This is a genomic window from Leifsonia xyli (genome assembly GCA_001647635.1).
Taxonomy (GTDB): domain Bacteria; phylum Actinomycetota; class Actinomycetes; order Actinomycetales; family Microbacteriaceae; genus Leifsonia; species Leifsonia xyli_A.
Window position 1 is genome coordinate 1864272 of the sequence record CP014761.1, and the last position, 12320, is coordinate 1876591.

Genomic DNA, 12320 nt, shown 5'->3' on the forward strand with positions numbered 1-12320 from the left:
CCTCCTCCACACGAAGGGGCTCCACAGGGCGCCCTCCGGTCAGCTGCTGCAGCAGCCACTCCGAGCTGCCGAACTCCGGCTCCGCCGACGCGGGTACCGGATCCCCCGGGCGCTCCTCGTCCTCAGCGCCCCTCCCGCGCTCGTCGGACATCAGGCCAGCCCCAGATCCTTCAGGCCGATAGCGGCGAAGTACGGGTAGCCCGCGCCCTCGATGACCTCGCGCGCGCCGGTGTCGCGGTCGACCACGACGGCGACGGCCGCGATCTCGGCTCCGACCTTCTTCAGGGCCTCGATCGCCTTGAGCGGCGAGCCGCCGGTGGTGCTGGTGTCTTCGAGCACGATGACGCGCTTGCCGGCGAGATCGGGACCCTCGACCTGCTTGCCGCGGCCGTGGTCCTTCGGCTCCTTACGGACGACGAACGCGTCGTAGGCCAGGCCCTGCGCGGCACCCTGGTGCAGGATGGCCGCGGCGACCGGGTCGGCGCCCATCGTCATTCCGCCGACGGCGACCACGTCGGGGACGTCGCGGATGAGATCGATCATCACTTGTCCGATCAGCGGCGCGACACGATGGTCGAGGCTCACCTTGCGCAGGTCGACGTAGTAGCTCGCCTTCTTTCCGCTGGTGAGCGTGAAGTCGCCGTGGAACACGGCCTCGGCGGCGATGTAGTCGATGAGCTGCTGTCGTGCGTCGGTCACATCCCGATTCTAGAGGGGAACGCCCGTCGCTCCCCGGTTCTCCACAGGCCGTCGGAGGCTCCCGATACGATCGGGGCATGCGCGTCGCCACCTGGAATGTGAACTCCATCCGCACTCGTGTGGCCCGGGTGGTCGAGTGGATGGTGCGCGAGGACGTCGACGTGCTCGCCATGCAGGAGATCAAGTGCAAGCCCGAGCAGTTCCCGTACGCGGCGTTCGAGGAGGCGGGCTACGAGGTCGTGCTGCACGGGCTCAACCAGTGGAACGGCGTCGCGATCGCCAGCCGGCTGCCGCTGCAGGACGTCGAGATCGGCTTCCCGGACATGCCCGGCTTCCTCAAGGACCACGACGGCCCCGACCTGCCGAAGGAGGCGCGGGCCATCGGCGCGACCGTCGACGGCGTTCGCCTGTGGAGCCTCTACGTGCCCAACGGCCGCTCGCTCGCCGACCCGCACTACGTGTACAAGCTCGACTGGCTGGCCGCCCTCGCCGCCGACACGCAGCGCTGGCTGACGGCCGATCCGCAGCTGCAGCTGGCCCTCATGGGCGACTGGAACGTCGCCCCGCTCGACTCCGACGTCGGCGACCCGAGCCTCGTGCCCGGCCTCTCGACCCACATCTCGCCGCCCGAGCGCACGGCTTTCGCCGCGTTCGAGAAGGCGGGACTCACCGACGTCGTGCGGCCGATCGTGCCCGACGGCTACACCTACTGGGACTACAAGCAGCTGCGGTTCCCGCGCAACGAGGGTCTGCGGATCGACTTCATCCTCGGGTCGCAGGCGTTCGCCGACCGGGTCGTGGGGGCGAGCATCCACCGCAACGAGCGCAAGGGCGACGCCCCCAGCGATCACGTACCCGTGCTCGTCGAACTCGCGGCGCCTCCGGAGGACGAGGACGACGACGACCGTCCCATGATCTTCGGCTGATGAGCGCACACCCGCCCGCCTACCCGCCATCGGACGCCGGTCGCGCGCGGCGGCCGGTGGTCGTGTGGGACCTCGTCACCACGATCGTGCTCGTGGTTCTCGCGGCGATCATCGCGGCGGTGCTCACCTTCGCGGCGTTCTTCCTGGTCTTCGCGAGCGACCCGTGCGGGGCCTCCACGGTCTGCGACACCGGCCGGATGGGCGTCGGCTTCTTCATCGCCCTGCTCGGGCCGGCCGCGGTAACCCTCGTGACGGTGATCGTCGCGGTAGTGCTGCTCGTCGTTCGCCGAAGGGCCTTCTGGGTGCCGATCGTGTGCATCCTGCTCGCCGCGGGCGTCTGGGTCGGCGGCGCGGCGCTCGTCGTGTCCGGCGTGCCCGGCGCCACGTTCTGAACCCGGGCACGGCGGACAAGCGCTTCGCTTTCCACGATCCGCCTGGGAAATCCAGGCCCTAGCCCCATCCCGGCTCAGGCCTACCGTCGGGCACGACAGAGAAGACGACGAGAGGAGCCGACATGGCTGCAGTGACCAAGTCCATCGATGTGAACGTCCCGGTGACTACCGCGTACAACCAGTGGACCCAGTTCGAGTCGTTCCCCCACTTCCTCGACGAGGTGGAGGAGATCACCCAGGTGGACGACACCACCAACCACTGGCGCGTGAAGATCGGCGGCGTGGAGCGCCAGTTCGACACGGTCATCACCGAGCAGCTCCCCGACGAGCGCGTGGCGTGGAAGTCGGTCGCCGGCGACACCGATCACGCGGGCGTCGTCACCTTCCACCGGCTCTCGGACACCGAGACCAAGGTGACGGTCCAGCTCGAGTGGGCGCCCTCCGACGCTCTCGAGAAGGTCGGCGCGGTCTTCGGCCTCGACGACCACGCGGTGAAGAAGGACCTCGAGAACTTCAAGAAGTTCATCGAGTCGCAGGGCACCGCGACCGGCGCCTGGCGCGGCGAGGTGGACCGCGGCGACACGGTCTGACCCTCCCTGAATCTGCGACGGCCCCGGCGGACTTCCGCCGGGGCCGTCGGCTGATCAACGCGACACCGGATGCACCCGACCAGCACCAGAGCGACGGCGACCAGACGCTACTCCACGTTCACCCCGCGCCGCTTCGCCGCGGCCGAGTAGATCCGCTCCACCACCCACAGCAGCACCCCGATCGCGAGCAGGGCCAGGGCGATCGTGTACTGCCCGGCCGGACGTCCTGACGTCCACGGGAACACCAGGTAGAGGCACGTGATCGCGCCGATGATCGGCAGCGCCGTCGGCGTCCGGAAGTGCTTGTGGTCGACCGGCTGCTTGCGCAGCACGAGCACGGCGATGTTCACCACCGAGAACACGGCGAGCAGCAGGAGGGAGGTCGTGCCTCCCAGCAGCGCCACGATCGAGCCCTTCGGGTCGAGCGACACGTAGACGATGAGCCCCACGGCGAGCGCCGACGTGAACAGGATGGCCGTCCACGGCGTCCGGCGCTTCGGCGAGACCTTCGCCAGGAACGGCGGCAGCACCTTCTGCCGGCTCATCCCGTAGAGCAGGCGGCTCGCCATCATCATGTTGATCAGCGCGGTGTTGGCCACCGCGAACATGGAGATGAAGGGCAGCAGGTCGTTGATGGGGAAGCCCGGCGCCGCCGCCTCCACCGCGGTGACCAGCGGCGTCTCGCTGCCGGCCAGCTGACCGATCGGCACGAGCGCCACGACCGTGATCGAGACGAGCACGTAGATGACGGCCGCGATGCCGAGGCCGCTGAGCATCATCTTCGGGAAGATGCGGCTCGGGTCCTTCGTCTCCTCGGCCATGTTGACCGAGTCCTCGAACCCGACCATCGCGAAGAAGGCCAGCGACGTCGCCGTGCTGACCGCGAGCAGGATGCCCTTGTCCTCCGGCGTCTCGAACGCGACCACCCGGGACCAGTCGGCGTTGCCGCCGCTGATCGCCCAGAGGCCGATGAAGATGACGAGCAGCAGGCCGGACAGCTCGACGAGGGTGAGCACGACGTTCAGCCACACGCTCTCGGTGACGCCGCGCAGGTTGACCAGCATGATCAGCACGATGAACGCGAGCGCGATCAGCATCGTCGTCAGGTTGTCGTCCGGGATGCCGAAGCCGACCGTGAGGTTCACCGCGAACGCGCGCGATGCGGTCGACGCCGACGTGATCCCGGAGGTCATCACGATGAAGCACACGATGAACGTGAAGAAGTGGATGCCGAACGCCTTATGCGTGTACAGCGCAGCGCCGGCCGCCTGCGGGTACTTGGTCACCAGCTCCAGGTAGGAGAACGCGGTGACGGTCGCGACGCCGAACGCCAGCAGGAACGGCAGCCAGGCGGCGCCGCCCACCTCAGCGGCGACCTGCCCGGTGAGGGCATAGACGCCCGTGCCGAGGATGTCGCCGACGATGAACAGCAGGAGAAGCCCGGGCCCGAGAGCCCTCTTCAGCTCCGGCTGCTCCGGCTCGACGGTCTTGACCACCTGGGTCCACGACGGATCGCTCACGGTCGACTCCCTTCGCATCGCGGGTTCGGGGAGTCACTGTATGTGAGTTCTCACAGAAATGGGAGCCCTTGCGGCGAGGACCTACTGCCGCCCGGTGAACTCGTCCATCGAGTCGTAGACCCCGAACACCCGCCCGGCCACCGCGTCCCACACCCGGAGCGGCAGCACGCCGCGGAGCGTCTTCGCCAGGCCGACCGACCAGGGCAGCATGAGCATCGGCTTGCCGGCGAGCATCGCCCGCCACACCCGGTCGACCACGTACTCCGGGGTCATGATCGGGGTCAGGAGCGGACCCCGCGCGCCCTCGAACATCCCGGTGTCGATGTAGCTCGGCGCCACGGTCGTCACCTTGACGTGCCCGAAACCCTGCTGCACGAGCTCCAATCGGAGGCTGTCGCTCCAGCCGATCACCGCCCACTTGCTGGCCGCGTACACGCTCATGCGCGGATTGCTGATCGTGCCGGCGGCGGAGGCGATGTTGACGATGCGCGATTCGCGGGCGCTCCGCTGCATCCCGGGCAGGAACTCGCGGGTGACGTACATCGGCGCGAGCGCGTTGACCTGCATGGTCGGGCGCGTGTCGTCGCCGTTATCGTGCTCCCAGAAGTACTTGCCGCGGACGATGCCGGCGTTGTTGATGAGCACGTCGATACCGCCGACCTCCTTGCGGACGGCCTGCGCACTCTGGGCGATCGCCCCGAGCTCGGAGAGGTCGACCACGTACGGCAGCACGCTCGTCGTCGGCCGGCCGGCCGCCGAGCTCGGCGACCCCTGCGGCGCGCCCCATGCTGCAGCGGTGCGCCCGGCGAGCACCTCGCGCCGCAGCCGGTGCGTCAGGTCCATCAGCGCGGTCTCGTCGCGGTCCCACAGGATGACGGCACGCGCCCCCTCGAGCACGGCGCGTTCGGCGTACAGCCGCCCCATCCCGGAGGCCGCGCCGGTGATGAGGACGCGTGCGCCGCGGACCGTTCTCGCCATGCGTCCATCATCGCAGGCGCGTGCGCGGCGCGGGCTCAGGGCCGTCGCAACTCCAGCAGATGACGGCTCGAATGGGCGACGAACACGCCATCGCGGCGGATCACGGCATCCAGGTCGCGCAACCGTTCCCGATAGGCGTCGACTGTGAAACGGGGCACCCACCAGATCACCTTGCGCAGCAGGTACACGACGGCGGCGATGTCGAAGATCTCGATTCTGGTGCGTGCCGTCCTCAGGCCGACCAGCTCGAAACCCGCAGCGCGCGCGGCAGCGACCTCGTCATCGTGGTGGCGACCGCGCCGCGCCTCCGGAAGGGGTCCGAGGAAGAACTCGATGAGCTCGAACGCGCTGGACGGACCGACGTGCTGCGCGAAGTAGGTCCCGCCCGGCGCCAGCACACGGTACAGCTCGTCCCACCAGATCGTGGCCGGATGGCGGCTGGTCACGAGGTCGAAGGCGCGATCGGCGAACGGCAGCGGTGGTTCGTCCGGATCGGCCACCACCACGACACCTCGAGGATGGAGGAGCCGCGTGGCCTTCTCGATGTTCGGCGGCCAGGACTCAGTCGCGACGGCGGTCGGCGGAAAGGCCTCCGCCTGAGCCAGCACCTCACCCCCGCCGGTCTGGACGTCGAGCGAGGCGTGCGCGAGGGCCAGGCGCTCGGCGAGCAGGCGCGCGTACCCCCACGGGGGCCGCTCCTCCGTGGCACGGCCGTCCAGCCACGAGAAGTCCCACCCCGAGATGTCGGCCTCCTCGCCGGTCGTGACGAGCTCGTCGAAGGGTGGCAGGGATCGTGCAGCGTCGGCGTCCATCCCACCACCGTAGGCGTAGCGCTCGGACCGGCCTGCGGCGCCAGAGGGCTCGACCACCACATCAATGGACCGATGCTACGGCCCGTAGCGAATCCCTGCGTCCCGTGCGCATCCCGCGCAGCTTTCCGCCGAAATGGACAACAAAACGCTTGCGATCCCCGGATAGGCTCGATCCATCCACTCACCTGCCGCGTGCGAGCGGCCGACCAGCGACGGGAGGTTCGTCATGTCCAATTTCGTCCAGAACTACACTGCAGATGCCATTGTCGGAGAGCCCGAGGTCGTCGAGGACGGCCGCCCGGTCCGCGAGGTCGCGAACGATCCCGCCTGGCTGCGCCTCAAGGACGCGGCCGTCGCCCTGCAGGCCCTGCAGGTGAAGGACGGCTCCGTCGAGCAGGAGTCCGACCGCCCGGCCGCCGCCGAGCACGTCCGCACGATCGTCGACTCGATCGCCGCACTCGCACCGGCCTTCCCGCACGACGCGTCCTACCTCGCCGCCCTGCAGCGCGACTTCGCCCGCTGGGCGGACGAGGACTTCGGCGTGCCCGACTTCCTCGACTCGCTGAACGAGTTCCAGCCGCAGCAGCACCGCGTCGACGGGCTCGGCCACCTGGTCGTATTCCCGATGTACACGCAGAACGGCAGCCCGAACCGGTTCGTCGAGGCGCTGCTGGTCGAGGTCATCTGGCCGGACTTCATCGCCGAGCTCGAGGCCGGCGACTACGGCAACAAGCTGTTCGTCGCCCTGCGCTTCGTCGACTTCACCCCCGGCTACGACACCAACTCGGCCGTGCTGTTCCCCGAGACGGTCGCCATGCGCGAGATCCCGACGTTCACGTGGGGCGCGATCTTCCAGGACCGCGAGGCCGCGCGCTACCGCCGCGTGGTGCGCGCCGCCGCCGAGATCACCAAGCTGGAGCTGCCGGACGACGCGGCCGCGATGCTGGACGACCAGCACCTCACGGAGGAGACCTTCGTGATGTGGGACATCATCCACGACCGCAGCCACATGCGCGGCGACCTGCCGTTCGACCCGTTCATGATCAAGCAGCGGATGCCGTTCTTCCTCTACTCGCTGGAGGAGCTGCGGTGCGACCTGACCGCGTTCCGCGAGTCGGTGAAGCTGGAGCGCGAGCTCAGCGCCCTCCCGGACGCCGAGCTGTCGGACGAGCAGCGCGCCATCCGCGACCACGCCCACCTGGTGCAGTACGCGGTGATCTTCGACCGCATCTTCCGGTTCGCGATCACCGGCAGCCGCGTCCGCAACTACGACGGGCTCGGCGGCCAGCTGCTGTTCGCGTGGATGCACCAGCACGACGTCCTGCACTGGACCGACACCCAGCTCACCATCGACTGGGAGAACGTGCCGGATGTGGTCGTCGCGCTGAGCGACCGGATCAACGACCTGTACTGGCGCTCGATCGACCGGCCGAAGGTGGCGCACTGGCTCGCCGCCTACGAGATGCTGACCGAGACCCTGACGCCGCACCCCGCGTCCAACTGGGCGCGCGGGCTGTCCGACGAGGTGCTGTCCGGCGCCCCGAAGGGCTACACCGACCAGGTGCTGGACGACGAGTTCCCGCTCTCGATGTTCTACGAGGCGCTCAACAAGAAGATGGCGGGCGTCATCGAGTCCACCGCCGGCATCACCGGCACGACAGACGCCGCATGACCGACGCCGCTGAGCCGCGCTCGGCGGCGGACCCGGCGGCCCGGACCTCCTCGGAGGCCGGGCCGTCCGGCGCCGCCGGCCGCGTGGTCCTGATCGCCGGCGCCACCAGCGCGTCCGGCGAGGCCGTCGCCCGGGCGCTCGTCGACGCCGGCGCGCGCGTGCTCGCCGTGGGGACCAGCCAGGAGAAGTTGGACGCGCTGGCGGCGGCCGTGCCGGGTGTCGAGGTGCGGGCCTGCGACCTGTCCGACCGTGACGCCGTGGCCGAGCTGGCGATGCGCATCCACCTGAAATTCGGCGACCTCGACGGCCTGATCCACCTCGTCGGCGGCTGGCGCGGCGGCGGCGGGATCGCGGGCCAGTCCGACGAGGACTGGGACTTCTTCGACCGCGCCTTCCGCACCCTGCGCAACACCACACGCGTGTTCTACGACGACCTCGTCGCGTCGCCCGCCGGGCGCCTGGCGGTCGTGTCCTCGACCGCGGTCGACAAGCCGCTCGCCGGCGGCGCGAACTACGCCGCCGCGAAAGCGGCCGGGGACGCGTGGACCCGTGCGGTCGCGCAGGGCTTCGCCAAGCAGGCGCCGCAGTCCGCCGCGACCGTGTTCGTCGTGAAGTCCCTCGACGGGCTCGAGGCCCGACTGGGCGAGGAGGTCGTCGCCCTCTGGTCGGCGGACGCCGAGGCGGTCAACGGGCGCCGCATCCCGCTGACGCCTGAGAGGATGGAGCAGTGACGCTTCAACTCCACGACCTCACCCTCCGCGGCTTCGCCTCCGACAACTACGCGGGCGTGCACCCCGAGATCCTCGACGCCATCGCCGCGGCCAACAACGGCCACCAGATCGCGTACGGCGAGGACGTCTACACCGCCCGCCTGCACGAGGTCTTCGCCGAGCACTTCGGTGAAGGGGTGCAGGTCTTCCCCGTCTTCAACGGCACCGGCGCCAACGTGGTCGGCCTGCAGTCGATGCTTCCCCGCTGGGGCGCGGTCATCTGCGCCAAGACGGCGCACATCAACACCGACGAGGCGGGCGCGCCCGAGAAGGTCGCCGGCATCAAGCTGCTCACCGTCGAGACGCCGGACGGCAAGCTCACCCCCGAGCTGATCGACCGCGAGGCGTGGGGATGGGGCGACGAGCACCGCGCGCAGCCCCTCGTCGTCTCGATCACGCAGACCACGGAGCTGGGCACCGCGTACACGGTGGAGGAGATCCGCGCGATCGCCGACCACGCGCACGAGCGCGGCATGAAGCTGCACATGGACGGATCCCGCATCTCGAACGCGGCGGCCACGCTCGGCGTGCCGCTGCGGGCGTTCACCACCGACGCCGGCGTCGACGTGCTCAGCTTCGGGGGCACCAAGAACGGGATGCTCTACGGCGAGGCCGTCGTCGTGCTGAACCCGCAGGCCTCCGAGGGGCTGATCTACCTCCGCAAGCTCAACATGCAGCTCGCGTCGAAGATGCGCTTCATCTCGGCGCAGCTCATCGCGCTGCTCACCGACGACCTGTACCTGCGGTCGGCCGGCCACGCGAACGCGATGGCGACTCGGCTGCGGACCGCGCTCGAGGCGGGGATCGCCGACGGCAGCATCCAGGGCGTCGGCTTCAGCCAGGAGACGCAGGCGAACGGCGTCTTCGCGACCCTGCCGACCGGGGTCGCGGACCGGCTGCGGACGCACTTCCGGTTCTACGACTGGGATGCGGCCAACAACGAGGTGCGCTGGATGTGCTCCTTCGACACCACCGAGGAGGACATCGACGCGTTCGTCGCCGCCCTCAAAGAGGAACTGTCCGCCGCATAACCCGCTTGGCCCTCAGATTGGGGCCAGACCGGGGTACAAAATTGTCCTCCATTCGACCCACACGATTCGCGGTTTTCGTGTAGTCTCAGAAGTGCCCCGGAGGAACCCGAATATCCATCCGGAGTAACCCCGAACGTATGCCGGGCCGTGAGAAGAACCCTAGTCTTCCCGCAGCCCGGCATCGTGGTTTAACGGCGAGCGCTCAGCCGAACGCTACCGCGCCGAGGTGCAGCTGACGCGCAGTGTGCTCTGCGTTCCAGGAGTGGAACGCGATGATGTCGGCGCCGCTCGGTGCCATCGTCAACGAGTTGTGGCCCGGGCCGCGCAGGTCGCCGCCGCTGCGCAGCAGAGCCGGTTGGTCGACGTGCGACCACGGGCCGAGTGGATGCGGGGCCACGGCGACGCCGACCGCGTAGCCGGGGCCGGTCCACGCGCCGCCGGAGTAGGTGAGCCAGTAGCGGTCGTCGCGGGCGACGACCGCGGGGCCCTCGAGGGTGTGCCAGTCGAAGCGGCGACCGTGGATGCCACGGTCGCGCTCGTAGAGCTGCCAATCGGCGTTCGGCGCGAGCGCGGCGACGACGGATCCCGCGAGCGCGGTCATGCTCCCGTCGAGCGGGGCGACGGCGAGGTGCGTGCCCGGGCGCTCGTGGTCGAGCACGTCGCGGGCGAAGAAGAGGTAGCGACGGCCGTCCGCATCCTGGAACGGATGCGCGTCGATCGCGAACACCTCGTCGGGCGTCAGGTCGACGCCGAGGTCCTCGAACGGACCGGTCGGAGCGTCGGCCCGCGCGACCCGGATGTGGTGGCCCTCGATGCCCCGGCCGACCGAGTAGTACATCCAGTAGGCGCCGCCGGCCTCCGCGACCTCGGGCGCCCAGTAGTCCTCGCCGAACGCGGCGGGCAGCCGCTCGAGCACCGCCCCCGCGCTTTCCCAGCCCTCCAGGTCGGTCGAGACGAGCGCCTCGAACACCCGGTCCCCTTCGCTGCCGGGATGGGTGCCGTAGGCCACGTACCCGCCGTCGGCCAGTCGGAGGACGAACGGGTCGGCGAAGTAGCCATCCCAGACCGGCCCCCAGTGCCGGGTCACGCGAACAGCCGCGTTCACCGCGAGAGCTCCGGCAGCCCGCCCCGCCACGTGACGGGGACCGCGTGCATGCCGCGGTAGGCGAACGCTTCGTCCCAGGAGTGGAACAGCATCCAGTCCTTGCCCTGAAACTTGATGAGGTCCTCACCGCCCGGTCCGAGGTAACGGCCGCCCGATCCCTCGGTCGAGAGCAGCGGCTTCTTCGCCTTGGCGTAGGGGCCGAGCAGGCTCTTCGCTGTCGCGGCGCCGGTCGCGTACGAGGAGTTGCTGTAGTCGTTGGCCGAGTAGAGCAGCACGTACTCGTCGTCGTGCCGCACGATGACGGGCGCCTCGACGAGGTGCCCCTCCCACGATTCGGTCTGCTTGATCAGCCGGGTGGGCTCGCCGCTCAGCGACGCACCGTCGGCCGAGAGGGGCTGCGCGGAGATCCACGTGTCGTAACCGCAGCAGTTGCCGTCGTTCTTCCAGACCAGGTAGCGCTGGCCGTCGGCGTCGGCCGTGACGCTCGCGTCGATCGCGCCGCCCTCGTCCAGCGGGCAGACCAGCGGCTTGTCGGCCGTGGAGGTGAACGGGCCCTCGGGCTTGTCCGCGAACGCGACGCCGATGCACTGGTAGCGGCTGGCGGCGTCCGACGCGGTGAAGTAGAGCGCGAACCGGCCGTCTGCGAGCTGGGCCGGCCCGGGCGCCCAGGTCTTGCCGGGCAGCGCCCAGGACGGCAGCTCGGGCAGCGCATCCTGGTCGCTGACCTTCCAGCTCTTCATGTCGGTCGAGGTCGCGACCTGCACGTTCACCGCCGGGGTGTTCGTCGCGTAGGCGTACACGCGGTCGCCGACGACGAGCGCGCCGGGATCGGGGAAGTCGCTGTCGATCTGGAAGGGCGCGACCGCGGGCGCCGACGAGGAGGCTTCGGGCGACGGCCCCGCCGAGCAGCCCACGAGACCGGCGGCCAGTGCTGCGGCGGCGCCGGCCGCGAGGGCGGCCCGGCGGACCGTCATCCCTTGACCCCGCTGGTGGCGACGCTCTCCACGATCTGCTTCTGCGCGAAGAAGAACAGGATGAGCACGGGCACGGATGCGATGACGGCGCCCGCCATGACGATGGCGTAGTGCGTGGAGTAGGCGCCCTGCAGCTGGGAGAGACCGGGCTGCAGAGTCAGATTCTCCGGGCTGAGCAGCACGTAGACCGGCCACAGGAAGTCGTTCCAGTTGGCGAGGAAGCTCAGCACCGCGAGCGTGGCGAGCGCCGGCCGAGCCAGCGGGATCACGATCTGCAGGAAGATGCGGAAGTCGCCCGCACCGTCGATGCGCGCCGCCTCCTCGATCTCCGCCGGGAGGCCGACGAAGAACTGCCGCAGGAAGAACACGCCGAACGCGCTCGCGGCTCCCGGGATGGTGATCGCCCAGATGGTGTCGAGCCAGCCGAGGTTCTGCACGATGAGATAGTTCGGGATGAGGAAGATCACCGGCGGGACGAGCAGCGTCGCGACGATCAGGCCGAAGACGATCCGCTTGCCCCAGAACTCCAGCCGGGCCAGCGCGTAGGCGGCCATCGACGCGGTCACCAGGATGATCACCGTCTGGAGCGCCGCCGCGGCGAGGCTGTTCAGGAACCACCGGAACACGGGCTGCTGACCGCTCGCGAGGGTCGCGTACGCCTCCATTGAGAACGGGTTCGGCAGCGCGTTGTACGGGTTGCGGATGGCGTCGCCGTCGGTCTTGAACGACGTCAGCAGGATCCACAGCAGCGGCAGGATCACGATCAGAGCGATCACGATCAGCGCCGCGTAGAGCACGCTCTTGCGCAGCGCGGCCTGTGTGGTCGGCTTGCGGCGCGCGCGAACCGCGCG

General features: G+C 69.6%; 13 protein-coding genes. 6 read left to right on the forward strand and 7 right to left on the reverse strand.

Going from position 1 to position 12320, the window contains the following annotated elements:
• Positions 1-150 precede the first annotated feature (150 nt).
• On the reverse strand, positions 151-699 hold the full coding sequence (locus tag A0130_09115) for an orotate phosphoribosyltransferase (GenBank protein ID ANF31814.1): 549 nt from the start codon (positions 697-699) through the stop codon (positions 151-153).
• Positions 700-776: 77 nt separating this feature from the next.
• On the opposite strand from A0130_09115, the gene A0130_09120 reads away from it, so the two are divergent.
• From A0130_09120 to A0130_09130, 3 genes are all read left to right on the forward strand, one after another.
• Positions 777-1625, forward strand: a complete 849-nt coding sequence (locus tag A0130_09120; GenBank protein ANF31815.1) for an exonuclease — start codon at positions 777-779, stop codon at positions 1623-1625.
• A 56-nt stretch (positions 1626-1681) separates the two neighbouring features.
• A complete protein-coding gene (locus tag A0130_09125) occupies positions 1682-2017 on the forward strand; it encodes a hypothetical protein (GenBank protein ID ANF33368.1) in 336 nt (111 codons plus the stop codon).
• A gap of 122 nt (positions 2018-2139) precedes the next feature.
• Positions 2140-2607, forward strand: coding sequence for a cyclase (locus tag A0130_09130; protein ID ANF31816.1), 468 nt, complete (start codon positions 2140-2142; stop codon positions 2605-2607).
• Positions 2608-2714: 107 nt separating this feature from the next.
• Here A0130_09130 and A0130_09135 read toward each other — a convergent pair whose 3' ends face one another.
• The 3 genes from A0130_09135 to A0130_09145 form a co-directional block, all read right to left on the reverse strand.
• Positions 2715-4127 (reverse strand): amino acid permease, encoded by a 1413-nt coding sequence (locus tag A0130_09135; protein ID ANF31817.1) that lies wholly within the window; start codon positions 4125-4127, stop codon positions 2715-2717.
• 81 nt (positions 4128-4208) lie between these two features.
• On the reverse strand, positions 4209-5105 hold the full coding sequence (locus tag A0130_09140; protein ID ANF31818.1) for a 3-oxoacyl-ACP reductase: 897 nt from the start codon (positions 5103-5105) through the stop codon (positions 4209-4211).
• Between the two features lie 35 nt (positions 5106-5140).
• A complete protein-coding gene (locus A0130_09145; protein ID ANF31819.1) occupies positions 5141-5917 on the reverse strand; it encodes a methyltransferase type 11 in 777 nt (258 codons plus the stop codon).
• Between the two features lie 226 nt (positions 5918-6143).
• Here A0130_09145 and A0130_09150 point away from each other — a divergent pair, with 226 nt between their 5' ends.
• From A0130_09150 to A0130_09160, 3 genes are read left to right on the forward strand one after another with little or no spacing between them, the layout of a single operon-like run.
• Positions 6144-7589: a hypothetical protein gene (locus tag A0130_09150; GenBank protein ANF31820.1), complete on the forward strand. Its 1446-nt coding sequence runs from the start codon at positions 6144-6146 to the stop codon at positions 7587-7589.
• Positions 7586-8320, forward strand: a complete 735-nt coding sequence (locus A0130_09155; GenBank protein ANF31821.1) for an alcohol dehydrogenase — start codon at positions 7586-7588, stop codon at positions 8318-8320. The genes A0130_09150 and A0130_09155 overlap by 4 nt, the downstream gene beginning before the upstream one ends.
• Positions 8317-9390, forward strand: a complete 1074-nt coding sequence (locus tag A0130_09160) for a threonine aldolase (protein ANF31822.1) — start codon at positions 8317-8319, stop codon at positions 9388-9390. The genes A0130_09155 and A0130_09160 overlap by 4 nt, the downstream gene beginning before the upstream one ends.
• A gap of 202 nt (positions 9391-9592) precedes the next feature.
• Here A0130_09160 and A0130_09165 read toward each other — a convergent pair whose 3' ends face one another.
• Genes A0130_09165 through A0130_09175 form a run of 3 tightly spaced genes read right to left on the reverse strand, consistent with a single transcriptional unit; the run spans position 9593 to position 12278 of the window.
• Positions 9593-10495, reverse strand: a complete 903-nt coding sequence (locus A0130_09165) for a glycoside hydrolase (GenBank protein ANF31823.1) — start codon at positions 10493-10495, stop codon at positions 9593-9595.
• Positions 10492-11469, reverse strand: coding sequence for a hypothetical protein (locus A0130_09170; protein ANF31824.1), 978 nt, complete (start codon positions 11467-11469; stop codon positions 10492-10494). The genes A0130_09165 and A0130_09170 overlap by 4 nt, the downstream gene beginning before the upstream one ends.
• A complete protein-coding gene (locus A0130_09175; protein ANF33369.1) occupies positions 11466-12278 on the reverse strand; it encodes an ABC transporter permease in 813 nt (270 codons plus the stop codon). Before A0130_09175 ends, A0130_09170 begins: the two co-directional genes overlap by 4 nt.
• Positions 12279-12320: the final 42 nt, after the last annotated feature.